Annotated in this window: 29 protein-coding genes; 6 read left to right on the forward strand and 23 right to left on the reverse strand. The window is 45.2% G+C overall.

The features are described 5' to 3' along the window. From uppS to OKX56_RS00405, 15 genes are all read right to left on the reverse strand, one after another. On the reverse strand, positions 1 to 762 hold the full coding sequence (gene uppS / locus OKX56_RS00335; protein ID WP_025205400.1) for an undecaprenyl pyrophosphate synthase: 762 nt from the start codon (positions 760 to 762) through the stop codon (positions 1 to 3). Positions 763 to 1,067: 305 nt separating this feature from the next. Beyond that, the gene (gene frr, locus OKX56_RS00340; protein WP_025205398.1) at positions 1,068 to 1,625 is read right to left on the reverse strand and encodes a ribosome recycling factor; all 558 of its coding nucleotides are present in this window, start codon (positions 1,623 to 1,625) and stop codon (positions 1,068 to 1,070) included. Positions 1,626 to 1,631: 6 nt separating this feature from the next. Next, positions 1,632 to 2,348 (reverse strand): UMP kinase, encoded by a 717-nt coding sequence (gene pyrH / locus OKX56_RS00345; RefSeq protein WP_025205397.1) that lies wholly within the window; start codon positions 2,346 to 2,348, stop codon positions 1,632 to 1,634. A gap of 129 nt (positions 2,349 to 2,477) precedes the next feature. Then, positions 2,478 to 3,131 (reverse strand): translation elongation factor Ts, encoded by a 654-nt coding sequence (gene tsf, locus OKX56_RS00350; protein ID WP_025205395.1) that lies wholly within the window; start codon positions 3,129 to 3,131, stop codon positions 2,478 to 2,480. A gap of 92 nt (positions 3,132 to 3,223) precedes the next feature. Continuing rightward, complete coding sequence (rpsB, locus tag OKX56_RS00355) at positions 3,224 to 3,961, reverse strand: 30S ribosomal protein S2 (RefSeq protein ID WP_015044137.1); 738 nt, start codon at positions 3,959 to 3,961, stop codon at positions 3,224 to 3,226. Positions 3,962 to 4,120: 159 nt separating this feature from the next. Beyond that, entirely contained in the window at positions 4,121 to 4,579 is a 459-nt protein-coding gene (locus tag OKX56_RS00360) for a hypothetical protein (protein WP_242871477.1), read from the reverse strand. Positions 4,580 to 4,597: 18 nt separating this feature from the next. Then, the gene (gene codY, locus OKX56_RS00365; protein ID WP_019225606.1) at positions 4,598 to 5,389 is read right to left on the reverse strand and encodes a GTP-sensing pleiotropic transcriptional regulator CodY; all 792 of its coding nucleotides are present in this window, start codon (positions 5,387 to 5,389) and stop codon (positions 4,598 to 4,600) included. An 83-nt stretch (positions 5,390 to 5,472) separates the two neighbouring features. Next, positions 5,473 to 6,855, reverse strand: coding sequence for an ATP-dependent protease ATPase subunit HslU (gene hslU / locus OKX56_RS00370; protein ID WP_025205392.1), 1,383 nt, complete (start codon positions 6,853 to 6,855; stop codon positions 5,473 to 5,475). Beyond that, positions 6,855 to 7,397: an ATP-dependent protease subunit HslV gene (gene hslV, locus OKX56_RS00375; protein ID WP_019225608.1), complete on the reverse strand. Its 543-nt coding sequence runs from the start codon at positions 7,395 to 7,397 to the stop codon at positions 6,855 to 6,857. The genes hslU and hslV overlap by 1 nt, the downstream gene beginning before the upstream one ends. A 102-nt stretch (positions 7,398 to 7,499) precedes the next feature. After that, a complete protein-coding gene (gene xerC / locus OKX56_RS00380; RefSeq protein WP_019225609.1) occupies positions 7,500 to 8,390 on the reverse strand; it encodes a tyrosine recombinase XerC in 891 nt (296 codons plus the stop codon). Positions 8,391 to 8,627: 237 nt separating this feature from the next. Beyond that, positions 8,628 to 9,938 (reverse strand): methylenetetrahydrofolate--tRNA-(uracil(54)-C(5))-methyltransferase (FADH(2)-oxidizing) TrmFO, encoded by a 1,311-nt coding sequence (gene trmFO / locus OKX56_RS00385; RefSeq protein ID WP_019225610.1) that lies wholly within the window; start codon positions 9,936 to 9,938, stop codon positions 8,628 to 8,630. 43 nt (positions 9,939 to 9,981) lie between these two features. Continuing rightward, positions 9,982 to 12,075, reverse strand: coding sequence for a type I DNA topoisomerase (topA, locus tag OKX56_RS00390; RefSeq protein WP_019225611.1), 2,094 nt, complete (start codon positions 12,073 to 12,075; stop codon positions 9,982 to 9,984). Positions 12,076 to 12,274: 199 nt separating this feature from the next. Then, positions 12,275 to 13,402 (reverse strand): DNA-processing protein DprA, encoded by a 1,128-nt coding sequence (dprA, locus tag OKX56_RS00395; protein WP_019225612.1) that lies wholly within the window; start codon positions 13,400 to 13,402, stop codon positions 12,275 to 12,277. 215 nt (positions 13,403 to 13,617) lie between these two features. Beyond that, positions 13,618 to 13,866, reverse strand: a complete 249-nt coding sequence (locus OKX56_RS00400; RefSeq protein ID WP_019225613.1) for a DUF2922 domain-containing protein — start codon at positions 13,864 to 13,866, stop codon at positions 13,618 to 13,620. A 78-nt stretch (positions 13,867 to 13,944) separates the two neighbouring features. Then, a complete protein-coding gene (locus OKX56_RS00405; RefSeq protein WP_019225614.1) occupies positions 13,945 to 14,169 on the reverse strand; it encodes a DUF1659 domain-containing protein in 225 nt (74 codons plus the stop codon). Between the two features lie 208 nt (positions 14,170 to 14,377). On the opposite strand from OKX56_RS00405, the gene OKX56_RS00410 reads away from it, so the two are divergent. Together OKX56_RS00410 and OKX56_RS00415 are read left to right on the forward strand one after the other, a co-directional pair. Beyond that, entirely contained in the window at positions 14,378 to 15,319 is a 942-nt protein-coding gene (locus tag OKX56_RS00410) for a DUF3102 domain-containing protein (protein ID WP_019225615.1), read from the forward strand. Positions 15,320 to 15,332: 13 nt separating this feature from the next. After that, positions 15,333 to 15,797 carry a type II toxin-antitoxin system HicB family antitoxin gene (locus tag OKX56_RS00415; RefSeq protein WP_025205388.1) on the forward strand — a complete coding sequence of 155 codons (465 nt, stop codon included), beginning with the start codon at positions 15,333 to 15,335 and terminating at the stop codon, positions 15,795 to 15,797. Between the two features lie 27 nt (positions 15,798 to 15,824). Here the strand turns inward: OKX56_RS00415 and OKX56_RS00420 are convergent, their stop codons facing one another. From OKX56_RS00420 to OKX56_RS00450, 7 genes are all read right to left on the reverse strand, one after another. Further along, positions 15,825 to 16,301: a DUF6773 family protein gene (locus OKX56_RS00420; protein WP_019225617.1), complete on the reverse strand. Its 477-nt coding sequence runs from the start codon at positions 16,299 to 16,301 to the stop codon at positions 15,825 to 15,827. Continuing rightward, entirely contained in the window at positions 16,294 to 16,503 is a 210-nt protein-coding gene (locus OKX56_RS00425) for a helix-turn-helix transcriptional regulator (protein ID WP_019225618.1), read from the reverse strand. The genes OKX56_RS00420 and OKX56_RS00425 overlap by 8 nt, the downstream gene beginning before the upstream one ends. Positions 16,504 to 16,988: 485 nt before the next feature. After that, positions 16,989 to 17,405: a hypothetical protein gene (locus OKX56_RS00430; protein WP_019225619.1), complete on the reverse strand. Its 417-nt coding sequence runs from the start codon at positions 17,403 to 17,405 to the stop codon at positions 16,989 to 16,991. Between the two features lie 258 nt (positions 17,406 to 17,663). Further along, complete coding sequence (locus OKX56_RS00435; RefSeq protein ID WP_019225620.1) at positions 17,664 to 18,413, reverse strand: hypothetical protein; 750 nt, start codon at positions 18,411 to 18,413, stop codon at positions 17,664 to 17,666. A 344-nt stretch (positions 18,414 to 18,757) separates the two neighbouring features. Then, complete coding sequence (locus OKX56_RS00440) at positions 18,758 to 19,597, reverse strand: TIM barrel protein (RefSeq protein ID WP_019225621.1); 840 nt, start codon at positions 19,595 to 19,597, stop codon at positions 18,758 to 18,760. 12 nt (positions 19,598 to 19,609) lie between these two features. Then, positions 19,610 to 21,202 carry a phosphoglycerate dehydrogenase gene (gene serA, locus OKX56_RS00445; protein ID WP_019225622.1) on the reverse strand — a complete coding sequence of 531 codons (1,593 nt, stop codon included), beginning with the start codon at positions 21,200 to 21,202 and terminating at the stop codon, positions 19,610 to 19,612. Between the two features lie 183 nt (positions 21,203 to 21,385). Then, complete coding sequence (locus OKX56_RS00450; protein ID WP_019225623.1) at positions 21,386 to 22,048, reverse strand: C40 family peptidase; 663 nt, start codon at positions 22,046 to 22,048, stop codon at positions 21,386 to 21,388. A 370-nt stretch (positions 22,049 to 22,418) separates the two neighbouring features. Between OKX56_RS00450 and OKX56_RS00455 the strand changes: the two genes are divergently transcribed. Beyond that, the gene (locus OKX56_RS00455) at positions 22,419 to 22,643 is read left to right on the forward strand and encodes an alpha/beta-type small acid-soluble spore protein (RefSeq protein ID WP_025205380.1); all 225 of its coding nucleotides are present in this window, start codon (positions 22,419 to 22,421) and stop codon (positions 22,641 to 22,643) included. Between the two features lie 41 nt (positions 22,644 to 22,684). Here the strand turns inward: OKX56_RS00455 and OKX56_RS00460 are convergent, their stop codons facing one another. After that, positions 22,685 to 23,638, reverse strand: coding sequence for an NAD(P)H-dependent flavin oxidoreductase (locus OKX56_RS00460; protein ID WP_019225626.1), 954 nt, complete (start codon positions 23,636 to 23,638; stop codon positions 22,685 to 22,687). 283 nt (positions 23,639 to 23,921) lie between these two features. Between OKX56_RS00460 and ku the strand changes: the two genes are divergently transcribed. The 3 genes from ku (at position 23,922) to ligD (OKX56_RS00475) (ending at position 26,680) form a co-directional block, all read left to right on the forward strand. Then, positions 23,922 to 24,779, forward strand: a complete 858-nt coding sequence (gene ku / locus OKX56_RS00465) for a non-homologous end joining protein Ku (protein WP_019225627.1) — start codon at positions 23,922 to 23,924, stop codon at positions 24,777 to 24,779. A 72-nt stretch (positions 24,780 to 24,851) separates the two neighbouring features. Then, positions 24,852 to 25,793 carry a non-homologous end-joining DNA ligase gene (gene ligD / locus OKX56_RS00470; RefSeq protein ID WP_019225628.1) on the forward strand — a complete coding sequence of 314 codons (942 nt, stop codon included), beginning with the start codon at positions 24,852 to 24,854 and terminating at the stop codon, positions 25,791 to 25,793. After that, positions 25,790 to 26,680: a non-homologous end-joining DNA ligase gene (gene ligD, locus OKX56_RS00475; protein ID WP_019225629.1), complete on the forward strand. Its 891-nt coding sequence runs from the start codon at positions 25,790 to 25,792 to the stop codon at positions 26,678 to 26,680. The genes ligD (OKX56_RS00470) and ligD (OKX56_RS00475) overlap by 4 nt, the downstream gene beginning before the upstream one ends. Positions 26,681 to 26,701 lie beyond the last annotated feature (21 nt).

A 26,701-nucleotide genomic window follows, 5' to 3' on the forward strand; every position in this document is an offset into this window, starting at 1 on the left:
TCAACCTTCTTTTACGCCGCCAAACCTGCGTTCCCGGTTTTGAAAAATCCGAATCGTTTCAAATAATAATGCTCTGTTAAAATCCGGCCAGCATTCATTCACAATCACGATTTCTGAATAGGCGGCCTGCCAGAGCAGATAATTGCTTAAGCGCATTTCACCTGAAGTCCTGACAAGAAGCTCCGGATCAGGACAATCTTTCGTATACAAATGCTTTTCAAATATTTCCTCGGTAATTTGCTGAACATTCAACGCTCCGCTTTGGACCTCCTGCGCAACTTCCTTGACTGCTTTGAGGATTTCGATCCTGCTTCCGTAATTCAGAGCTACATTCAGCACTAATCCGGTATTGTTCTTTGTTTTTTCACAAGCCTCGTTATAAGCCTTCAGGACATCCTTCGGTATATCTTCTTCCTGCCCGAAAATGCATATCTTAACATTGTTCGCATGCAGCTCCGCAAGCTCTTTGCGGATATACTCCTTCAAGAGCGACATAAGAATCCCGATCTCCGACTGCGGCCTTTTCCAGTTCTCGGTCGAAAAAGCATATACGGTCAGATATTTGATTCCAAGCTCATCACTGCCCCTGACGACCTCCCGCAGTGCTTCTACTCCGGCCCGGTGACCGACAGAACGAGGCAATCCTTTCTGCTGGGCCCATCTTCCGTTTCCGTCCATAATGATTGCCAGATGTCGAGGGATTCTTTTCATATCAATGTTTTTCAGCTGAACATCTCCACTGTCTTTTTTCCACATTATCACAAGCATTCCTCTTTATATCTGTACTTAGTACCATGTCATGCATTTTAGAGCTGACAAGATACTGGAACGGCTGCGGAAAGACCCCCTGTTCCGTAGGGGGCCAAATAAAAAACTACCTTATAAATCTATCATGGATTAGAATAAATTTCAAATAACCATTGGTACAACTTATTCTGGCCACACGTAAATCTCCACAGGGAACAGCCTTTCCTACAGGGCTGGTTATCTCATAACAGAAATTCGCGCTTTCTTGTGTCAATTCCCCTTCAACGTCGTCCCACTTTTTTCCGAGCCAGCGCAACACGCTACACTTCCATAATTTCTTTTTCTTTTTTCTCGAGGATCTCGTCAATATCCTTCACAGTTTTATCGGTAAGTTTCTGCGCTTTTTCCTGTCCTTTTTTAGAATCGTCCTCAGAGACAGTTTTGTCCTTCTCGAGCTGTTTTATATCATCAATAAGCTCCCGTCTGATATTCCGGACAGCAACCTTAGCATCTTCCGCTTTCTTCTTAACCGTCTTGACAATCTCTGCACGGCGTTCCGCTGTCAATTGCGGAATATTTAGCCTGATGACCATGCCGTCATTCGAAGGCGTAAGTCCAAGATCGGATTTAAGAATCGCCTTCTCAATATCCTTAATCGAAGATTTATCCCAGGGCTGAATGGTGATCATCCGTGGGTCAGGAACTGAGACATTGGCCAGCTGGTTAATCGGGGTAGGAGTCCCGTAATAATCAACAGAAACTTTGTCCAGAACTGCCGGATTCGCCCTTCCTGCCCTGACAGATGCGAGGTCCTTCTTGAGTACCTCCTCTGTTTTATGCATTTTTTCTTCAGCGTCATTCAGAAAATCATTGAGCATTTTTCGTTACCTCCCTACATAGGTACCTATCGGTTCTCCCTTAAGTGCTTTAATAATATTGCCATTTTCTTTCAAGTTAAAAACAATGATTGGAATGTCATTGTCCATACACAACGAAGTTGCTGTCGAGTCCATCACACCCAGCCCTTTGCTGAGCACATCAAGATAGGTCAGTCTTTCAAATTTTTTGGCATCAGGATTCTTCATCGGATCACTGTCAAATACGCCGTCAACCTGTTTGGCCATTAAAATAACGTCTGCTTCAATCTCCGCAGCCCGCAAAGCCGCCGTCGTATCTGTCGAAAAATAGGGATTGCCTGTCCCTGCTGCAAAAATGATAATACGGCCCTTTTCCATATGGCGGATCGCTCTTCTTCTGATATAAGGTTCTGCTACCTGCCTCATCTCAATCGCCGACAATACTCTCGTGACAATATTGTGTTGTTCCAGAACATCCTGCAGCGCTAGGGCATTCATTACAGTAGCGAGCATTCCCATATAATCAGCAGTTGTCCGGTCTATTCCCTGAGAACTCCCGGCGATGCCCCGCCAAATATTTCCTCCGCCAACGACCAGTGCCATTTCCACACCAAGCTTCTGAACTTCAGAAATCTGTCTGGCAACAGACTCCAGCATGCTGTGCGCAATTCCAAAACCCTGCTCCCCGGCAAGTGCTTCTCCGCTTAGTTTCAACACTATGCGGCGGTAACGTGCATCTGTCATAAACGAACCTCCGTACTTAGTTTATTTCTACACCAAAGATAAAAATCCTCTTGTCCGCTGCACTTAGATATAATAGAAAGCAATGAACCTTTCTGATCCCCCTAAAAAAGAGAACACCGAAGTGTTCTCTTATCGATTTATTTCTTTCATGACTTCATCGGCAAAATTATCCTGGCGCTTTTCAATTCCTTCACCCAACTCATAGCGGGTAAATCTGCGAATAGCTATTTTCTCACCGATCTTGGCAATCTTAGCCATGATCAGGTCTTTGACTAAAACATCGGGGTCCTTGATAAAAGGCTGTTCTACAAGACAAACTTCCTTATAGAACTTCTCTATGCGACCGTCAACCATCTTGTCGACGATTTTTTCCGGTTTCCCTTCATTCAATGCCTGAGCCCTAAATATTTCTTTTTCATGGGCAACAACGTCAGCCGGAACATCTTCTTTATTGACATAAAGCGGTTTAGCTGCGGCGATCTGCATCGCAATATCCTTAGTCAGCTGCTTAAATTCATCTCCACGGGACACAAAGTCGGTTTCGCAGTTTAATTCGAGCAAAACACCAATTCTACCGCCCCCATGAATGTAGGCTTCTACAGTCCCTTCGGCAGCAATTCGTCCTTCTTTTTTCGCAGCAGCAGCCAGCCCTTTTTCTCTTAAGAAATCTATCGCTTTGTCCATATCGGCATTACATTCGGTCAATGCCTTTTTGCAGTCCATCATTCCGGCTCCGGTTCTTTCCCTGAGTTCTTTCACCTGAGAAGAAGTAACTTCAGCCATACGGTAACCCTCCTTTATTGAATACTTCACGACACATATAAAAACAGGGTAAGTCATGAAGAACATACCCCAATCTCACCCTGTTTTATTAACTATTCTTCGTCTTCGGTTTGATTGCTCTCTTCAACTTCTTCGGTATTGTCAAGACTTCCCTGTTGTCCTTCGATGATGGCATCAGCCATTTTCGCGGTGAGCAGTTTTACAGCCCGGATCGCGTCATCATTGGCAGGAATCACAACATCGATCTCGTCAGGATCACAGTTGGTATCGACAATTCCTACGATCGGAATATTTAATCTTCTTGCCTCAGCAACGGCAATTCTTTCTTTGCGCGGATCAACGATGAATAAAACATCAGGAAGTTTTTTCATGTTTTTGATGCCGCCAAGGAATCTTTCCAGCTTACCCATTTCATGGCGCAGCGCAGCGACTTCCTTCTTAGGAAGAACTTCAAAAACGCCTTCTGCTTCCATTCTTTCGAGCTGATGCAGTCTCTGAACTCTCTTTTGAATCGTCTGGAAGTTCGTCAGCATTCCGCCGAGCCAGCGCTCGTTAACGAAATACATGCCGCAACGTTCAGCTTCTTCTTTCACAGATTCCTGAGCCTGCTTTTTTGTACCTACAAACAGCACAGTTCCGCCGTTTACTGCGGCATCCCGGATAAAATTGAAGGCCTCGTCAACTTTTTTAACGGTTTTCTGAAGGTCAATGATATAGATACCATTTCTCTCCGTAAAAATGTAACGAGCCATTTTAGGATTCCAGCGGCGGGTCTGGTGCCCGAAGTGTACACCGGCTTCTAAGAGTTGCTTCATAGAAATTACAGCCATTGTGTTACACCTCCTCTCTTCATTTGTTTTTTTCCTCCGCAGGTTCATTCCTGGTACCCTTTGCTTGCGCAAAGAACCTGTACGCTAAGTCCCACTGCGTGTGTACTCCAAAAAATCACACTGCGAATAGAATATCATACCCTACTCCCGAATGCAACTTTAATTAATCCCGTAATGGGCGGCCAGATTGGACCGGATATTATGAGAGATGATAAACTCCTCTAAATCTGTAAGCAGTTCATTATAGGGGAAATAAAGATCAGTAAGGTAATATACTTTATTATTCCCGGCTTTAAGCAGCACAATTTCTTCATTGTTTTTGGTCCAAAAGAATGAGGCTTTACGGATATCTTTCGGTTCAAATGTCTTTTTTCGGAACAAGGACCGGAAGATGATCGCCTGATCATCAATAACAATCCGTTTCGTTTTCGCCGTCAACCAGATCAACAGGATCAAGAGAATCGAAACTGCATAAATTCCGGAAAGGATCAGCAAATAAAGCTCTGGCAAGGTATACAAAAACAGTATCCCTCCGATCAGCAACGGATATAGGATGATATATAGCACTCCCGGAATTACCAAAGGTTTCATGCGGTAACCATATTCTTGCGCATCCATAATCATTTACCCTTCTCTTTAACGATGCCGTTTAATGTACTTATCCAGCTCGTCCAGCAGATAGTCATTCAGAACCTTGATATACGTGCCTTTCATTCCGAGAGACTTTGATTCAATCACGCCTGCTGATTCAAACTTGCGCAGCGCGTTGACAATTACCGAACGGGTAATGCCAACCCTGTCGGCAATTTTGCTGGCTACCAGCAGCCCCTCGCCACCGCCCAGTTCAGCAAAAATATGCTCAACTGCCTCGAGTTCCGAGTAAGACAGTGTTCCCACCGCAATTTGGACTGCAGCTTTCTTGCGTGCTTCTTCCTCTGCATACTCAGCCTTGACCCGTAGGATTTCCATACCAATCACGGTAGCGCCATATTCAGCAAGGATCAGATCCTCCGGCCGGAACTGCTCGCCAAACTTGGCCAGAACGAGCGTCCCAACCCTATCGCCACCTCCAAGGATAGGCACAACCGTTGTCATCTTATTGCCGAAAACACACTCATGATGTTTGCTGAATACACAGGCATTCGCAACTTGCGTTGTGTTTGCTTTTGTTTCTGTTGTTTTTAGCAGACCTTCATTGTAGCTTTCCGGAAATCTTTCCGTATGAAGAACGATTTGTTCCATTTCCCCGCAGTGGAAATCTCCTATGAAGCTATAGCTCAGAATTTTTCCTCTGCGTCCGACAATATAACAGTTGGCAGCGATCTCCTGACTCAGTACCTTGGCCATCTCGGCAAAATCCACAGGTTTTCCGGCAGCACGCTGAATGAGTCCGCTAATTTTCCTGGTCTTTTCTAGTAAAATTTCCACAGGTTACCCCCCTTATTCTTGGTACTTAGAACTCAAAAACTTGAACTATATGGATGTTAATAATTTTGAAACAAATACGATTTTTAAAGAATATAATTTGACAGATCCTGATTCTTCGCAACATCGCCGACCCGTTTCTGGATATACTCCCGGTTAATGGTGATGGAATAATCCTCCGGCAGTTCTGAAGCTTCGAACGAAAGCTCCTCCAAGACTTTTTCGACGATGGTATGCAGTCTCCGTGCCCCGATATTTTCCGTGTAAGCGTTGACATTGTAAGCGATCTGGGCTATTTCTTCAATCGCATTCTCGGAAAAAATGACGTCTATGCCCTCTGTAGAGAGCAGTGCGCCATACTGTTTAATCAGTGAAGCCTGCGGTTCAATCAGAATCCGTTTAAAATCTGCAACACTCAACGATTCCAGCTCGACACGGATCGGCAGTCTTCCCTGGAGTTCCGGTATCAGATCGGAAGGTTTCGCTACGTGGAAAGCGCCTGCAGCAATAAACAGAATATGATCCGTACGGACAGGACCGTACTTGGTCATTACGGTGGATCCTTCAATCAGCGGCAGAATATCTCGCTGAACCCCACCGCGGGAAACATCAGGACCGCCTGAAGATTCCTTGCCGGCAATCTTATCAATTTCGTCGATAAAAACAATGCCTTCCTGCTCTGTCCGACGAATGGCTTCCTGCACCGCCTCATCTTGGTCAATCAGATTCTGAGCCTCTTCCTGAGCTAGAATTCTGCGGGCTTCTTTGACTGTTACTTTGCGTTTTTTGCGTTTCTTCGGAAACATTCCGGCCATCATGTCCTGAATGTTGACGCCGAGCTCCATGCCTGAAGCACCAAGCATATCCGTATATTGAGAACTTTCTTCAACTTCGATCTCAAGGGTATGCTCCTCGAGCTCTCCTTTTTGAAGCTTTTCTTTGAGGAATTCCCTGTCTTTTTCTACTTCCGGAGAAGCAGGGCTTTCTTTTTCCGGTTCATTATCCTGGTTGAATAAATACTGAAATGGATTAATATTGGATGATTCTTTCTTTTTGCCCGGGACAAGTATTGTTAAAAGACGTTTCTCCGCGTTCACCTCAGCCTGAGCTTCAACTTCTTGCATTTTTTCGCTTTTGACCATGCGTAAAGCGATCTCGGTCAAATCCCGGATAATCGATTCAACGTCCCTGCCGACATAGCCGACTTCGGTAAACTTCGTGGCTTCCACTTTGGTAAACGGAGCCTTGACGAGCTTAGCCAGGCGCCGGGCAATCTCTGTCTTGCCCACCCCCGTAGGCCCGATCATTAAAATATTCTTCGGAAGAACATCCTCCTGCAGGGCTGCAGGCAGAAGCGAGCGGCGGTATCTGTTGCGCAGGGCAATGGCTACGGCTCTTTTGGCCTGTTTTTGCCCAACGATATATTTATCCAGTTCGGCGACGATTTCCTTTGGTGTAAGCTGTTCCATCAGTCCACGTCCTCCAGTTCTTCCACGACAATATTTTCATTGGTATAAACACAAATAGAGGCAGCCACTTTCATGGCTTCCCTGACAAGCTCTCCCGCGTTAAGATCCGTATGTGTATTCAGGGCGCGCGCCGCAGCCAGCGCGTAATTCCCGCCTGATCCAATCGCGGCAATACCGTCGTCAGGCTCAATGACTTCCCCTGAGCCGGAAATCAGCAAAATCGTATTTTTATCGGCCACGATCAGCAATGCCTCAAGGTTTCTGAGCATCCTGTCCGTCCGCCATTCTTTGGCCAACTCCACAGACGCTCTCTGCAAATTGCCGTGATATTCCTCGAGCTTTCCTTCGAATTTTTCGAAAAGCGTAAAAGCATCGGCCACAGAACCAGCAAATCCCGCCAAGACTTTTCCTTGATACAAACGGCGAATCTTACGGGCCGTATGCTTCATCACTGTCGCTTGTCCCATGGTAACCTGGCCGTCACCTGCAATAGCCACTTTTGATTCCTTTTTGATTGCGATAATCGTCGTTGCATGAAACATGAATATGTTCCCCCTCAATTTGCAGTGTACTTATTATTTTCTGAAGAGTCAAGGGTAATTTTCAAAAATGCAGTAGCTTTTATGAATATTCTAAATATTACTTCATTTTGCTCTCGGATGAGCTTTCAGGTAGACGCTCCGAAGTTTTTCCCTGGACAGGTGCGTGTAAATCTGGGTTGAAGACAATTTTTTATGCCCCAGCAGCTCCTGAACACTTCTTAAATCCGCGCCGCCCTCCAGCAGGTGCGTTGCAAATGTATGACGGAGCATATGCGGATGAACATGCTGATTAAGCTTAGCGGTTTTCTCCAGTTTGTCCAGGATCCGGCGCACTGAGCGCGAACTTAGCCGCATATCTTTGTAGTTTAAAATCAGCGCTTCCTGTTGATCATCCCGCTGCAGTAGGTATCTTTTGATTGCCTCTTCCGCCGGTTCCGTCAAAGGAACGATCCGCTCCTTTTTCCCTTTCCCGAACACCCTGATCAGGCTGCCATCAAGATCCACATCCGGTTTATTCAAGTTGACAAGCTCGCTTACTCTAAGTCCTGAACCATAAAGCAGTTCGACAATCACCTGGTCGCGCAGTCCGTTCTTTTCATCCTGATTTGAAGCTTCCAGAAGCTTTTCCATATGCTCCTGGAAAAGAAAACGCGGGAGATTTTTGCCGACTTTGGGCGTTGCAATTTTCTGTACAGGGTTCTGGCTGACAATTTCTTCACGGCAGAGAAATTTAAAAAAAGAACGCATTGCAGCGATTTTTCGAGCAATGCTTTTTCTTTTCAGTTCCCTTTCCGTCATCTGACCAATGTAACTGCGGACAATATATTTATCAATCTGGTTAACTTCAAGACTTTCGGTTTCAATTCCGAGTTCATGGGCAGAGAATTCCATGAACTGAATGATATCACTCTGATAAGCGGCAAGCGTCAGTTCGGAGGAATTTCTGGTTTTGAGGTAAGCGGAGAACAAATCAAGGGCCTTATCTGCCAGCACCTGTTTCACCACCCGTATTTATAATGTAGTAGACCGTTTTATAATGTAGTAGACCGTAAAGCCTATGGTTCGGGTTAGTCTCCGTAATGGATGACCGCTTTCGGCTGTTGTGCCATCCATGGCACAAAAAGCCGCGCTGCGCAATCCATGCTCCGCTTGACGCTGGACATCCATTACGGAGACTTGTCTGGAGTAGTATAAGCTTTTTTGGAGTTAGCGTTATTCTGAAACCCTATTCTAGAGTTGTTTTTCTTCGATGAATCTTTCCAGCTCGTGCAGCGCCCTTGCCGATAACCTTGCGTTTTTTTCCCGTTTTCCTTTGATTCGTTCTCCAAGAGGAGTGATTAGACCAAAGTTCATATTCATCGGCTGAAAATGAACACTGGGTGAGCCTTCTAAATGGCGGGCGAGTCCGCCAAGCGCTGTTTCAGGCGGGAAGACAAGCGTATCCTGTCCATTCAGCAGGCGGGCCATATTCAATCCGGCTAAAAGCCCGCTGGCTGCTGATTCGACATAGCCTTCCACACCTGTAATCTGACCGGCAAAAAACAGATCCGGTTTCACCCGGCAGCTAAAATCAGCATTTAGGACTTCAGGCGCATTCAGGAACGAATTCCTGTGCATGACGCCGTAACGTACGAACTCAGCGTGTTCTAAGCCTGGTATCAGCCTGAACACGCGTTTTTGTTCGCTCCACTTTAAATGCGTCTGGAAGCCAACTAAATTCAAAAGGCTTCCCTGGATATTTTCTTTCCGCAGCTGAACAACAGCAAACGGTTGTTTACCGGTATGCGGGTTCATAATCCCGACAGGTTTTAACGGCCCGAACGCCATCGTCATGGGCCCGCGCTGAGCCATGACCTCGATCGGCATACAACCTTCAAACACCAGATTTTTTTCAAAACCCTGAACCTCGGCAGCTTCGGCTTGAATCAGGGCCTCATAAAAAGTTTCATACGCTTCTTTGCTGAGCGGGCAATTCAGATAATCCGCCTCGCCTTTGTCATAGCGGGATGCCCAAAAAGCTTTGGACAGATCAACGGTCCCAAGATCGACAATCGGTGCCGCCGCATCAAAGAAAGACAACGCCTCTTTCCCGGTCAGTCGCAGAATATCCGCAGCAAGTTCATCCGTTGTCAGCGGCCCTGTGGCAATGATCACTTTTTCGTCCGCCGGAATCGCTTTCACTTCCTCGCGGATGATATTAATATTCGGATGACCGGAGATCTTATCGGTAACCATTTGCGCAAAAAGATTCCTGTCAACAGCTAAAGCCCCTCCGGCCGGTACAGAAGTCTGGTCTGCTGCCGCCATGATCAGCGAATTCAGACGCCTCATTTCTTCCTTGAGCAGCCCGACAGCATTTTCAAGGCCGGCAGCCCTCAGCGAATTGCTGCAGACCAGCTCGGCAAATTGTTCCGTTTGATGAACCGGTGTGTTTTTCAGCGGACGCATTTCATAAAGATCGACGTCAATCCCGCGCTGGGCCATCTGCCAGGCAGCTTCGGGCCCCGCAAGGCCCGCGCCAATGATTGTCGCTTTTGCCATAGTACCCATCCTAGTCGTGTAGTATCGTTCTTAGATTCTATTTTTATTCTGTTTCCTTGATTTCTTCGGTAAACCTGCAGTCATGATTGGTGCAGACATATTTTTTGTTTTTTCTGGTACTTTTCTCGGTCATTACCCCGCCGCACTCCGGACAAGGGTGAGGTGCCGGTTTCTCCCAGGAAATAAAATCACAGTCCGGGTATTTGCTGCAGCCGTAAAACTTACGTCCTTTTTTCGATCTCCTGACGACAAGTTTTTCTCCGCATTTCGGGCAGTTCACGCCGATTTCCTCGAGTAAAGGTCGCGCATTCCGGCAGTCAGGAAAACCAGGGCAAGCCAAAAACTTTCCGAACCGTCCCATCTTGATGACCATATTCCTGCCGCAAAGTTCACAGACCTCATCTGAAACTTCATCCTCAACTTTGATTTTGCCGATCTTCTGCTCAGCTTTATCAAGTGTCTCGGCAAACGGGCCGTAAAATTCTCCGACAATTTTCTTCCAATCCGATTTTCCGTCTTCGATATCGTCAAGTTTCTCCTCCATGTTGGCTGTAAACTCCTGGTCGACAATATCCGGAAAATGCTCTTTCAGCAAGTTAATCACAATTTCACCTAGTTCGGTTGGAACAAGTTTCTTGTCTTCCTTTGCTACATAGCCCCTCGTTTGAATCGTTTCAATCGTCGGCGCATACGTACTCGGACGCCCGATCCCCTCTTCCTCCATTTTTCGGACCAAGGTTGCCTCAGTAAAACGCGCCGGGGGTTCGGTGAAATGCTGCTTCTCCTGAAGCTGCCTTAACTGCAGCTTCTGCCCGATGGCGAGATCTCCTTTCAAGCAGTTTTCCTCATTATCCAGTTTTTCCGGTTCATCGGTGCTTTCTTCATAGACAGTGAGATATCCCGGAAACTTCACGGCTGAAGCATTGGCTCTTAAAAGGTAATCACCGGCCAGAACGTCTACGGTAATCGTATCATAAACCGCCGCACTCATCTGACTGGCGACAAAACGGTCCCAGATCAGCCGGTAAAGCTTGAACTGCTCTCGTCCGAGAAAGCCTTTGACGGATTCAGGCGTTCTGAGAGCGGATGTCGGTCTGATTGCCTCGTGCGCTTCCTGGGTCCGGCCTTTGCTGGCAAATTTCCTCGGCTCCTCGGGATAATAGGTTTCGCCGTAAGTCTCGATGATAAAACCTTTGGCCTCTTCCTGTGCAGTGTCGGCGATCCGGACAGAGTCCGTACGCATATACGAAATTAATCCGACCGTACCGGTCTTCCCGAGATCAAGTCCTTCATAGAGCTGCTGGGCCAGCATCATCGTCTTTTTAGGTGTAAAGTTTAATTTGCGGTAGGCCTCCTGCTGAAGACTGCTGGTCGTAAAAGGAGGTGCCGGCTGTTTTCGTTTTTCCTTCGTTTTCACCTCTCCGACCGTGAATGCGGCCGCCCGGAGTTCCTGCAATACTTCTTCCATCTGCTCGCGGCTCGAAATTGTCATCTTTTTGCCCTGCTTATGAAGCAGTTTGGCAACAAAACTGCCGCCCCGACACAAAAAATCCGCATCCAGAGTCCAGTACTCTTCCGGTTCAAAGTTGCGGATTTCTTCTTCTCTGTCACAGATCATTCTGACCGCAACAGATTGAACACGTCCGGCACTTAAACCTTTTTTAACTTTCCGCCACAGAAGCGGGCTTAATTTGTAGCCCACCAGTCTGTCCAAAACCCTGCGCGCCTGCTGGGCATCTACGAGATGTATATCCAGTTTACGGGGATTCTTTACGGCATTTTGAATCGTTGGTTTTGTTATTTCATGAAATTCGATCCTGCTCAACTCTTCGGGATTCAGACCGAGCAAGTGCGTCAAGTGCCAGGCAATCGCTTCACCTTCCCTGTCGGGGTCGGACGCCAGCAAAACACGATCGGCAGTTTTAGCTGCAGCTTTAAGCTCTTTGACCAAATCGCCGCGTCCTCTGATTGCAATGTATTTCGGCTCATAATTATGATCGACATCAACCCCGATCTGGCTCTTTGGCAAATCCCGCAAATGCCCCATGGAAGCTTTGACCGTATAATTCTTAGACAAGAATTTGCTGATAGATTTTGCCTTGGCCGGGGATTCAACGATAACCAAAGTTTTCGACATGCTTCACCTCATGATTTCTCTCAATGTAATTCTATTGTATCTATATTGTTTAAAATTTGATTAATATTACGAATTTATCTTCCTTAATCCTATGCATCGTTTCTGATTTAACCCTTAAAAAAAATAGCAACACAAATTATACCATTTATTTTCAAAACCACAATGGTAAAACAAAATATTATAAAAATGAATAGCATTTTTAACGTTGAAGGACATAATGCTGGCCTGGCAGCTGCAAAATCTCTCCGGCAAGCTGGAGCTCCAGCAGTCCCAGTGCAATGTCCTGAGCCGGAAGCCGGCATAAGACAGCCAACCGGTCAATATGCAGCGGGACATCGCTTAAGCACCCCAGGATTTCAGCCCATTTCGATTCTGTTTGCATCATTCCCTTAGACCTTACCCGAGTCATTCCTTCTAGACATGCTGGAACTTCTGCTAGCCTGCTTTCGGGTGTGAACGGAGCCAGTTCGCTCAGTACATCCCTCATGTCCTCCGTTACTTTTGCGCCCATCCGCAGCAGCTGATGTGTTCCCCGGCTTAGCTCGCTGAAGATCGGACCTGGAACAGCGTACACCTCCCGTCCCTGTTCCAGGGCACAGTCAGCTGTAATCAGCGCGCCACTTTTTTCAGCTGCTTCGACCACAATGACGCCGCGGGACGAACCGCTGATCAGCCTGTTCCTGGCCGGAAACTGTCCTGGCTCGGGCGGAATACCCGGTGGATACTCACTTAATAGTGCGCCTTTTTCAATGATGGAATTTGCGAGCTTCGTATTTTCGTGTGGATAGATCGTATCGAGTCCTCCGGCCATAAAGGCCCACGTGATTCCACCAGCTTCAAGCGCCCCTTGATGCGCCGCCGTGTCAATGCCTCGGGCCAGACCACTGACCACAGCATAACCTTCTCCGGCAATCCCGCCGGCTAAAAAAGATGCCGCCGCTTTGCCATAGGATGAAGCCTTTCTCGCACCCACTACCGCTATTCCCTCCTGCTGAGCCTGAAGCACACCTTTGTAAAACAACACGGCAGGCGCATCCGGACACTCGGCCAGTAAATATGGGTACGCTGACTCTCCCGGCATAACCAAGGATATACCTTCCCTCCGAAGTCTTTCCTGAAACGCTCCAGGATCAAGTTCTGCTCTGTGCTGCAGAAATTCTTGCACCCAAACGAGATGGACTAACTCGGAAAAAGCACCGGCAGGCGCTTCCAGAGCTTCAGCAGCACTCCCAAAATAGGCTATCAGCTGACGCAGTCTTTGACTACCTATCCCTGAAATGGTCAAAATACTTGCTCGAAAGATTTTTTCCTGAATTATCCTCATCATGATCCCTCCAACAACAGCGATTCTACATATTCCATATTTTTCCTGCCTAAAGCATTCATTTTGTATCATTTTGTCCATCCAGGATATCAACGAGGGTAAGTTGGCCGCTCATGATTTATCTGGGATGTTTGGGAATGAAGAGAACGAAGAAAGGGGCAGCGCCTTAAGAACTGGGTACAGTTCAAAAGGCGCCTCCTTTTCTATGGGTAAATTGCTTACGCTACCGGTGGATCGTATAGATCGTTAGTAGTCATGTCAATCACCCGTATATCCCGTATCGCGGCCAGTTCACCGCTGGAGCTGTTAATTATATTTTTAGCTATAACCGTTTCCATCACGGTTTGGGCCTCAGCCAGCGTCAGGTTCTCCCTCGGCTGGGGGACGGAAATAATGAAGGATTTGCCGCCGGTGGTAAGAAACGTTAGCTTTAACACCTTGCTTGTAATAATCGCGATTTCAATCACCTCCTAAAGATTTGCCTTGACAATCGCCTTGGCATTCACACTTTAGCTAGCTAGTCTTTCAGATAGATTTCCCGCTGCTTATTCATTCGTAAGCTCCCAGTTTTTGCTGAGCACAACATTCAGCAGCGGATACTGGCTCAGACTGGATAGAGCCGCTACAACATCATAGATGTCTTGACTCGTGGCAGTAGGCTTCACATAATTCAGGCTTTTCTTCTGGGTCACCGGGCCGCCTGCCGGCAAAGTCCCGGTTTGGTATTTTGTTGACACGATCGAATCCAACGTTATTTCTGTCACTGCCATGGTTCATCCCTCCCTTCAACAGTATGATAAGCCGGGCTTGTTCGTTCCCGACCTTATATACTATGAGAAAGATTGTCCAATGTTAAAGATTTGGGGAAATAAAAAAGGTACTTTCCTAAAATAAAAAGTCTGACGACTGAGCTTGTCACACTTTTAAGCCTGGCCACGTATCCTATGAGTGAAATCAGCCCCAAGGAGTGTGGATATCATGACTGATCCAGTAACTAATCCAATAACTAATTCAGTAACTAATCCAGTATCTAATACAGCAACAGATATCATCAGCGAACGCACGCCGCATGTCATTGCGGCTGAAATTAACATGATCAAATACCAGACGGAGAGGATCTACCTTGCCGCCGCTGTCGAGATTGGAAGGCGGCTGACGGAGGCCAAGGGCCTGCTTAAGCATGGAGAATGGGGCAAGTGGCTGGAGGAGTCGGTCGATTTCTCCCAGAGCCGGGCCAATAAACTGATGCGTATCTTCACAGAGTACGGAGCCGGACAGCTTACCTCCTCAAATTCGGATCCGGATCCGAATTTGAACTACAGCCAGGCGGTGCTTCTTTTAGGTATCCCGAAGGAGGAACGGGCGCAATTCATCGTCGATCTGGATGTCGAAGGCATGACGAATCAGGAACTCAGAAAAGCGGTCAAGGAACGGACGCAGGCCCGGCAAGAAAAAGACCAGGCCTTACAGGAAAAAGACCTAGCCCTGCAGGAGAACACAGATCTCCAGAAAGCATTGGAAGACCAAAGCGGTATCATCACCGGGCTGACAGCGGAACTCGCCAATCTAAAGGTCCAATTGGAGAACGTCAAGACGTCCAAAGAAGAACTCGCTAAAACGGCCAGACAGCTGAATGATTCGCTGGAATCGCTCCAAAAAAGCTCAGCCGCCAAGGGCTACGAGCGAATGAAAACAAACTTTATTAATACGTCGCTCAAAGTCAGGGCCAACCATATCGCCTTCCTCTGTGAAAACTTGGATCAAACCATGAAGGAAGTAAAGCATAAGCTGCTCCAGATCGCCCCTAGTGACAAGGAGGCGTACATCATTTATAAGAATAAAGTTCACGATCTTCTAAATGTATGGCTTAAAGACGAGACGTGGAGCAGGCAAGCTCACCCCGGCGGAGATGCGCAGTAAAGAATGGTGGAAGATGAAGAGCAAATATGTTTTCCCGGCCATTATTGAGCCAGATAAAATAAGTGGCAAATATATGGTTATTTTCCCGGACTTGCCGGGTTGCGGCTTCGAAGCAGAGGATTTTATCCAGGCCTATTACTGGGCCGGTCCCAGGCTGGAGTATCATTTATATAGGATGGACAAAGCGTATGAGCACATCCCAGAAGCTTCAGATACTTCAGGCTGGGAAATCGCGGCGGACGCTGTCGTTGTTCAGGTAGCGGCCGGTCTGCCGGAGTACCGGAGAATGTTCGGCCCAAAATTCGCCAGAAAAGTCATCGGGTTTCCCAGCTGGCTTTTCCAATTAGGGAAAAAAGACGAGCCGATGTCTGTGCAGAACATGCGGGAGGTATTGAGGGAAAAGCTGGGGATTGACATGCTGCCTGAAAACGCTCATGATTTATCTGAAGTGTTCGGGAATGAAGACGGGTCGTTTTAATTTACAATCTATCTACGGGCTGTAATTTCATCGATCATTTTTCTCTATTTCGCAGTTATCCTCCAAGCAATTTCTTCTTTTCTTATAAATGCGGCTGGTCAGCCACAAGGCGATAAAGCATAAAATAAAGAGTTGAACAGCTATAATGACAAATATCCCCAACGTTAGAAATAGGTTTTCGCGACAAGCCTCATATCTGATATATTTCATGACTGTCACTACCGAGCTGAACACGATCGCCGTAATCGTGCTGATGATCAGGTTCGTTTTGAGCGTGGGCCGCAAATGACGGTCCCATATCCCCGCTTTCAGGCAGCTAACCAGCAGATACACAGCAAGGATCGTGAAAATGATCATCTCCCCAGCATATTGGACAAACGGCAAACCCAACAATTGTTGAACAATGATTGCCACCCCCAGCGCCCAAAAGCAAAACCATACACCGTAATGCTCTATTTTCAGTAATCTTTGTTCCTGCATTTCATCCAGAAGGTTTTTAGGCATTTTCATTCTCCTCTCCAAACAGTTCATCCAGGCTTTTCCCCAGCGCTTTGCAGATGGCGCGGCACAGCTTGATCGTCGGATTATATTCGCCCTGTTCGATGGCGTTCATCGTTTGCCTTGATATTCCAACTTGCTCTGCCAGAGCCTTTTGTGTCATATCCAGCTCCGCGCGGGCAACCTTGATTTTAATGTTTCTACCCATGTCATCGCCTCCAAGATAAGAATAATATATATATTAATAAATGTCAAATATACATTACAATTATTAATGTGCAGTATGACATCGGCTGTATTCAAACTGGTCCTAGTGGACTCATTCCATGTAAGACGCTGTAAGGAGCAAAACATTGCAAAAGCATCCATGGCCGCAGCATTAGGCCATCCGTAAACGCCAAAGGGGACGCTGCATAACTTTCACTGTTACGTATTTACTGCAATATATAGTTACACCTTTAGAGGCATCACCAAAAAATGAAACATCTGGTACTGATCTATAGTGTATGCTTTCATCGGTTAGTTGATTTTGATAATTAGGTTTATTAAATTATTTGCTAACACCTCCGCCTGAATTTACTATTCTTCTGCGACACAGTCGATTAAATCAGTGTTCCCTTAGATTTTCAAAATGTGTCTTGACAACGGGGTGCGGTATAGTCGGAATTACATTATTTCCCTAAGTCAAGATTTCTAATGAATATCATCGTTATTTTGTTCTATTACGATATCTTGATCTTCAAATTCAGGTAACTTTTTCTTTCTTATCCTATTTCCAGCCAATAGTAATATAATCGAGAACAGATAAAAAGCTAGAGCTAATCCAAAATACCTAAAAATACTAGGGGTCATTGTCATGTATAAACCTAATGGCAATAAGATTAAGAATACTATGATTAAAGGCCATACTTTTTTCAAAACAGAAGATACTATCCCTACAATCCCAGGTAGAATTTGGGTTATTATGTATAGCTTCGAAGTATGTTGTCCTTTCGCAAAAAAGATAATAAATACCCATAATGTAATAGATATTACCGAGCCACAAATTCCAAATAAAGCTCCAACTTTCTGATAATAATTACTTTGTATTCGATAAGAGGGAAACTTCATAGACTTACCTCCTCGTAAATTGAAAAGAAAAATAAAAAAATGTTAATTGATTATACTCCAATATTGTCGTGAATAGCCGACATTGAATCAAATAATTTTCTTATGATTCAAGACCACGGTTTTAACAACTCTGTTACGATCAGTTTACTCAATGCTGAATCCGAAAGAAATATTAATTAAACAATTGTTTATATTCAAAAACCTCCAATAAATGAAGGTTTTTGGTAAAATATTTAGATACATCAATTAAACCCAAAGTTAATATGTCGTGTAATTAAAGCTTAATAAAAAATAATCCTCTCCACTCCTTGTAGTTGAAGCCGTATAATAAGCACTCCCATTCCAACCACCTTGACAAGTTATGCTATGGTTTACATATGTTGCATAATTAGGTAACATGAAGTCCCAGTTATAAAAATCAGCAGTATTTGAGCTAGTTACTGAAGGCACCCCCTGACTTAAGCCTGTCCAATAAAGACCATTACAGTACCAATGTGTACCAGGAGGTGATGGATTAGCCGCATAATAGTCTTCATATCTGCTTTGTAAATAACTAGTAGTCCCTTCATTATACCAATATAACTCATTATAAGTTTGGCATAGAACATACCCAGGAGGATCAAATGTTGTTGCAGCAACTCTTAAAGAATATGATCCTCGACTGGATAAACAAGACTTAGAAGAAGGACTGTTCCTTTCAATTGTGCTTGTAATTTTTTCTAATTCTTTACCTGTTGCTTTCCTAGCTTTATACGTATTATTTTCTTTGTCAATGGTAACGGTATAAGATTCTAGCCCTGCATCTTTCTCTTTATGATCCTTTACAGTTAACGTTGCACTGTCTGTGTTAATAATTAATTCAACATTATCCAGTATTTTTTCTGTTTGTGCATCTGGCGAAAGTTGAATAACTTTATTTGTTGACTCGATTGCATAAACCGGTATAGTAAAACAAATCAACATTAATAAGCTCAGAACAAGACATAACATCCTTTTTGCTTTAAACATTTTATTCTCCTCCTTAAAAAATTGCTTTTTGATTAAATTCTTTAATATTACATATATCACCTCCAATAAATATCAATATCTCATATATTGCCATATTATCAAATATATGTAAATGCTATTGCGCTTATTTATCTATTTTCAACAAAATTTGATCATCATAGTGGTATTCTGCATAAGTCCAAAAGAATACATTAACCTGGATTCAAAAAACAATATGCAGGTGAACAAAACAATACAGCCGTCCAGGGGATACCCTAAACGGCTGTAAGCGTCCTAAGTTCTGTTCTTCAATATGTCTGCCTATAAGCAATTAAGCCTATCAAAACGGTCAAATAAATTCTTCGTTAATGCTCCGCCTTTAGCTCCTGATAGGTCTTTTGCAGGATCAGAGCATCCTCCTCAAGCTTCGGACTTTCACAAATCACGGTTCCCTGGATGCCAAAGCTCAGGCAGGCTTTAAGGATTTCCCGGTATTTCAGGTCAGCTTCCTGCAAAACGAGATGTCTCTTTTCGCCTTTCGGACCATATTCAATCCCGGAAATATGGAAATGCGCATTGCTTGTCCACTTCTCACCAAGCCCTTCGGCTGTCTGCTCAAGAATCGCGCAGAACTCGTCATAGCTATTGAATTGACCATTGGCTCTGGCATGCAGATGGCTGAAATCAATACAGGGCAATACACCCGGAACCTCCTGCGCTATTTTGATCGTTTCACCGAGATCGCCAAACTGGGAGGGTTTGCCTGTCGTTTCAGGCCTCAGGATGACTTGATTGCCTTCCTGATCAAGTTCCTGCCGGACATCGCTGAGTTCTTTGACTACTCTGGCTAAGACGGTAGCCGAAGTATCCCCGGAATAAAATGCCGGATGAAAGACGATGCTTCCGGCCCCAAGTATCCTGCCAATCCTGGCAGTATGAATAATCCTTGTTTTGCTTGCCTCAATTTTTTCCGTTTCACTGGAGTTCAGGTTGATATAGTAAGGCGCATGACAAGACAGGGATACGCGTTCTTTTTTCGCAGTTCCCCCGGTCTTTAACGCTTTATCTTCCTTCATTCTGACCCCGTGAACGAACTCGACTTCCATCGCATCCATTCCAAGTTCCCTGATTCTTAGGATTCCGGCCTCGGTGGATGTTTCCGCGGAAGACAAAGGCACTCCGGCCGTGCCAAACTTGATGCTCATGCCGATCTCCCCTTAGGACAGATATTTATTGAAGAAAATCTCTTCAACATTTTCGGTTCCCTTAATCTCTTTCAATTTGCCGATGACTTCCGAATCGGCTTCGGTTTGAATACCAACAATCATAATGTTTCTGCTCATGGAACTGATTTTGCCAACCTGCATACTGGTAATGTTGATGTTATGCTCACCCAATACAGTCCCGACTTTGCCGATCATTCCCGGATAATCCTCATGTGAGATAAGCAGGAACCATCCCGAAGGATCTATTTCAACCCTGAAATCGTCGATCTCCACAATCCGCTGTTCACTTTTGCCGAAAAGCGTACTTGCTACCTTATGCTCAGTCAAATCAGTTTTAACGGTAATGCTGATCAGATCAACAAAGCTTTGTGCCTCTTTGCTTTTGATCTCCTTGACGGTTATGCCGCGTTCTTTCGCAACTTCAGGCGCGTTGACAATATTGACCTCTTCCTGAAGGATTGGATTTAAGACCTCTTTTATGGCTGCCAACGTCAGCATTTTGGTATCCGCAGTGCTGATATCTCCATTATAGCGGACTTCAATGTTTTTTATTCTTCCTTCAGTCAGTTTGACAGCCAGAACACACATTTTTTGCATCAAGTGAAGGTAAGGCTTGATCATATTCATGACATCTCTTGATACAGGCGGAATATTCAGTGAAGTTGAAACCGGTTCGGATCTCAGCGCAGCGAGCACGCCGCGGGCTGCGCAAACCGCAACCTCGTTTTCAGCTTCCTGCGTCCGGGAGGCAATCCTGGGAGTGCAGACCACATTCTCCATCTTCACCAGCGGATGATCTGGCTGAAGAGGTTCTTCAGCAAACGCATCCAAAGCTGCCCCGGACACAATCTCTTCCTGCAGTGCCCAGATCAAAGCTTCCTCATCAATGATTCCGCCTCTGGCACAGTTAATAATCTTGATGCCCTTTTTCATTTTGGAAAACGCATCTTTATTCAGCAGATTGCGCGTGTCAACTGTCGCCGGAATATGCAGTGTCAGGTAATCTGCTTTACTTAAGATCTCATCCAGATCCACCAGCTCAATCCCCAGCTCTCTGCCTTTATCATCACTTAAAAACGGGTCATAGGCAATCACTTTCATATCGAACGCTTTGGCCCGCTTGGCCACGCCCATGCCGACCCGCCCCAGGCCGATGATGCCCAAGACCTTTTCTTTCAGCTCCATTCCTAGGAACTTCTGTCTTTGCCACTCTCCGCGCTTGACAGAGGAATAAGCCTGAGGAATCCTTCTGGCCAGAGCCAGGATCATCCCGATGGTATATTCAATGGAAGAAGCACTGTTGCCCTGAGGGGCATTCAGGACAACAATCCCCTGCTTTGTGGCTGCCTGAATATCGATATGCTCAACTTCCAGACCAGCCCTTCCGATTACTTTCAAATTCCTGCCGGCTTCAATGACTTCACTGCTGACAATCGTATCGCCTCTGATGACCAGAGCATCATATTTCGGAATCATTTTGATCAGTTCTTCCTGAGATAATGTACAATATGTATCCACGTCATGTTCTTCACGCAGCAGTTGAATTCCAGCCTCTGCCACTTTGTTATTCACCAAAATCTTCATCTGACTCTACCCCCAGTATCTGAAATAAACTAAACCTCCCATCCCCATGGAGACGAGAGGTAATACCTTCCCTTGCAGCGATTTGCCTAAATTTTAGGTTATTTTGATTATAGAGTTTATTGATTCTTCTGTCAAGAATCCGTCTTTTGAATCAACATACTTGGCAGCTGACTGTCCTCAGTGTCATGCGATCACTCTTCTGCTGCCCCGGTAATGCTCCGCCCAGTAACGTTCATCCAGTGAAGAAACCTGAACGCAATGCTTGGCCGCAGAAATAAACTTGTTATCACCGAGATAGATTCCAACATGACTTGCTCCGGCTCCGTTGGTATGAAAAAAGATCAGATCACCAGGTTCTAATCTTGTTTTGGGTATTCCGACCCCCTCTCTGAATTGTTCATACGATGTCCTTGGAAGTTGAATTCCATTCTCAAGAAATACTCTTTGAACCAGCCCTGAACAGTCGACACCGGATCTCGACCGGCCGCCCCATTTATAGGCAGTCCCATTCCAGTTTAGTACCGAAGCTACGATACCGGCCTGAATTTCTGCTTTTTCTTTGCTTGCTTCTATGAGGGAAAGGGTACTGACATTTACACAAGAAAAGCTGCTCTCGCCAGCTTTTTCCTCCATGATTCTAATATTGTCGGTCTGCATAGGGCTTTCGTCAACCGTTTTAGCAGGAGCTGCCGTAATCTTAGTACGCAAGGAGGCAATTTCCTGCAGGGCATAAGGATTTGAGGGGACTACGGCAGTTCCGGCCAGTAGAAGTGCTGTTAGGCCAATCACCTGTTTTGGAACGAAGGTGGGCTGATTGGATTCTGCCAAAGGGAGCGCAACTTGCATGATTCGAAACTCCTTTCCAAATAAAATCCAGACAGTCTATATCATTTTTTTATGCAGTAAGGAGATGGATTATGCTTTTTATCCGGCCAGGCAAAGAAAAAGGTTGTCTGCACATTCATATCATTCTTATATTTTTTGCATTTTTTTCCTTTGTTTTATTTTCTTCATTGTTTTATCTTCTTCTGTAATTCTTCCTCATAAAAAGATTTGTCATTTTTTTGCCTGAATAGCAAAACATTTCATCGTATTTGTGTTGTAGAATTGAACAAACTAAAATAAGAAAAATATAAAGAGGTGATTTAGTTTGGGGAGAAAATCAAATTCTGATTTGAATCAACTAAAATATGAAGTTTCCAAGGAGTTGGGTATCATGAACAGCGGACCGCAGGAATATGCGCAGTATCTGAACAACGCCAAATATGAAGTAGCCAATGAATTGGGCATCCAGTTAAACAAGGGATATAACGGAGACATCACATCAAGGGATGCCGGCCGGATTGGCGGTCAAATTGGCGGAAAAATCGGTGGAAATATGGTTAAAAAGATGATTGAATTTGCCGAAAGTAACATGGTGAACAACGGTGGAAGACTCTAGTACTGATCAAGAGGATGGTTTCCATCCTCTTCTTTAAATGATCACATTTCCTCAATTTCCTCATATTCTTTAACCAAATCACTGATCATTTTCCCTGCAGGTAGGATTTCAGTTATCTTTTCAATATATTGTCCTGAAAAAATCAGTCCCTGATCCAAATTACCCTGTTGAGCATTGATCAAGGCCTCCTTTATGCAAAAAGTTGCTGTGCATTTTTTTAAACAGCCCTCACATATTTGTGGGGATTTTACTTTCCCCGAAAGGATTTCATCTGTAAATTTATTTCGGATTGCTCTCCCGGGCAGCCCGACGGGACTTTGAATGATGACAATATCTTCTGCCGTTGCTCTCAGATAAGCTTCTTTGAGGGCCGGTGCTCCGTTCGCCTCTTCACTGGCTGCAAAACGGATCCCCATTTGCACGCCGTCAGCACCAAGGCTAAACGCCTCCTGTAAATCTCCCGTATCCACAATGCCTCCTGCCGCAATGACCGGGATAGAAATAGCCGCCTTGACCTCAGGAACAAGAATTCTCATGGACTGATCTGTTCCGAGATGTCCTCCCGCTTCTTTCCCTTCTACTACGACCGCTGCCGCTCCCAAGCTTTCAGAAATCCTGGCAAGCTTGGCCGTCGATACAATCGGGACTAAAGGGGTTTTTGCCTCAGCGCACCAGCGAAAAATATCCCTGGAAAAACCGGCTCCCTGGATAATCAGGTCAATGCCTTCTTCCAACGCAGCGCAGACAAGTTCTTTGAAACGCGTTGCTGCAAACATAATATTTATTCCGATGATTCCTTTGGATTTCTCCCTGGCCTTCCTGATTTCACCTTTTAACTCAGTTTCATCCAAAGACGTCGCAGCAATAATCCCTATTCCACCAGCGTTGGCCACAGCCGCAGCCAGCTGAAAAGTGGAAATTCTAATAGCCATCCCGCCCTGGATGATCGGATACTTCGGGATCAGACCTCCTACTCTTAACACAGGTAACTTCAAAATACAGCCCTCCAATAATTTCTTCAACAATTTCTTGAATAATTTTTGCAAACATTAATTCTTTCTAACAGTTTTCTTCATTAATTAATTTTCAAATTTCAAATTATTTTGATATTCAAAGTAATTTTCTCTTTGATTCTACCTCTTTTTGAGCCACTATTCAAGTTCATTACTCAGCGCTATACATGCTCTTTCTGTCTGTTCCACCAACATCAGGCTTTTTCATATTTTTACCGCGTAATGTTCATACTACCTATATCTGAAAAATGGAGGGCTGAACAGGATGCATACAATGTGGAAAGGTTCCATAAGTTTTGGTTTGGTCAATATTCCCATCAAAATGTTTGCTGCTACCGAAGAGAAGGACATCCATTTCAGATACATCCATAAGGAGTGCAGTACCCCTCTTAAGTATGAAAAGCATTGTCCGACATGTAACAAAGAAGTAAAAGAAGAGGAAATCGTTCGTGGGTACGAATATGAAACCGGTCATTTTATTATTATCAATGAGACAGATCTTATTGCCTTAAAATCTGAAGTGGAAGAGAAGTCAATTGAAATCCTTGATTTTATTAATCTTGCAGAAATTGATCCGATTTATTACGACAAATCCTATTACCTAGCACCGCAGGATACCGGCGGCAAAGCCTATCATCTCCTGCGACAGTCCATGAATGATACCGGCAAAATTGCCCTGGCTAAAATGACTATCCGCAATAAACAGACGCTGGCTGCCTTAAGGGTTTACAATAAGGTCCTGGTCCTGGAAACCATTTTCTATCCAGATGAAATAAGACCCGTCAGCGAGGTACCGGGAATCAGCGAGCAGCAGGGTGTCAACGAAAAAGAGCTTGATATCGCGACCCAGCTGATTACCAACTTAACTGCACCATTCGAGCCGGAAAAATATAAGGATAATTACCGGGAAGCACTGAGAGAGCTGATCAACAAAAAGATTGAAGGCAGGGAAATAGAAGTCGCACCTGAAGCGCCCCACCGTAATGTCATTGACTTGATGGAAGCCCTTCAGGCCAGTTTAAAAGAAACCAAGAAGAAACCTTCCAGGGGCAAAACAAAGACTGCAGAAAAAACCAACCCGGATACTGATGCCCAGGAAGAGAAAAAGACAACCGCAAGCTAGTACCTTGTCAACTCTAAAATAAACATATTAATCTATCCATAGACGTCAAACTTAATGTGCCTGGAGATTTTTATGAAACTGCTGGAAGTAATGGAGCCTGTGCTGTCATCTGAAATCAGGACAGGTGATGCGTGGATCCACCAGATTAAATGGGACGGTATCAGAGGGTTATCCTATATTGAAGACGGCAGCGTCCAGATCTACACCAAAAGTGGCAGGGAGCGAACTTCTTTCTATCCTGAAATCCAGATAGCTCCAAAACTGCTGAACGGCCATCAGGCCGTACTGGATGGTGAACTGGTTGTTTTCAATACCGGGAACAGACCATCCTTTCATCTGATCATGAATCGGGAACGCCTCAGAAACAGTTCTAATCTGCCCGTCTATCAGCAAAAATACCCGGTCTGCTACATCTTGTTTGATCTTTTGTTCTTTAATGGCACAGACTTGCGTAACCGTCCTCTAGAAGAGAGACAAGATCTTCTTCGGACCAAGGTGTCATCTTCTTCCAACATCACGGTTACCGATGATTTTACGGACGGTTCAGCTCTGTTTAAGCTAATGAAAGAAAGAAATTACGAGGGAATCGTTAGCAAGAGAAAGAACAGCCGTTACCAAGCTGGCAAAAAACATAATGACTGGTTCAAAACCAAAATCAGCAAAAAAATCCTGGCCATTGTCGGCGGATTATCCTGGAAAGAGCAATTTCCAAACTCACTGCTGCTTGGTATCTTCCAGGGAGACCAGTACCTCTACATCGGGAATGCGAGTCTTGGACTGGCCCAGAAAGACTTCCAGCTTCTCAAGGCTTACGCTTCGGATTATACCCAGGAAAGCAGCCCGTTCGACAACCTTAAAAAAATGAAGGATACGACCTGGCTCAAACCGGTCTTGACCTGCTGGGTAAGTTTCCTGGAATGGACAGACAGCAGGAGTCTCCGCCACCCTAAAATTATTGGTTTCAGCAAAGATCCTGCCTCTGAAGCCCAAGGAAAGGAATTCATCACGGAATGAACCTGGAAGTTGACGGCAAAACGCTCACTATAACCAATCCTGAAAAATTATTATGGCCTGACCTCGGTATCCGCAAGCTTGATTATTTGAAAATCCTGCTGGAATTAGCCCCGTACCTTCTGCCTCACGTCAAAGACCGTCTACTGACGACGATCCGTTATCCTGATGGTTTCCAGGGCAAGTCCTTCTTTCAGAAAAACATCCCTGATTATGCCCCTGGGTGGATTCCGACGATCGAATGGCGGGATAATCAGTATATCATTTTAGCATCAGAAGCAATCCTCATTTGGCTCGGAAACCAGGCCTGTCTGGAATTCCACATTCCATTTAACCCCTATGACAGGGATCAGTATCCTTCTGCACTGGTTTTCGATCTGGACCCTTCCGAAGGTCAGACCTTTGAGGATGTCACGGAAGCGGCCCTGCTGATTTTTGAAGAGCTTCAAGCGCTTCAGATTACAAGCTATATCAAAACTTCCGGGGCAAGCGGACTTCAGATCCATATTCCGACAGGCGGGAAGTATGATTACGATACCGCCAGAAAAATCAACGAATTTTTTGCGGTTTATTTCAGCCAGAAATACCCCCGGCAAATTACCCTGGAGCGCAGTGTCGCCAAAAGAGGCCATAAGCTCTATTTTGACTATCTGCAGATGTGGCAGGGTAAAACCATCATCAGTCCTTATTCTCCAAGGGCAACGGCCTACGCCTCCGTTGCCGCTCCGCTGGAATGGGGGGAGCTGCGGCACGGGGTCAAACCCCAGGATCTTAATCTGCTGAATATCAGCAGCAGGCTGAAAGATAAAGGAGATCTCTTTGCTCCGCTGAAAAATGGACAGAACAGCAGGAGCTGCCAAGATCTCGACTTTATCCTTGAAAAAATTTAATCATTTACCTTTATTTCGCAG

This window comes from Dehalobacter sp. (genome assembly GCF_030063005.1).
In the GTDB taxonomy this organism is placed as follows: Bacteria; Bacillota; Desulfitobacteriia; order Desulfitobacteriales; family Syntrophobotulaceae; genus Dehalobacter; species Dehalobacter restrictus.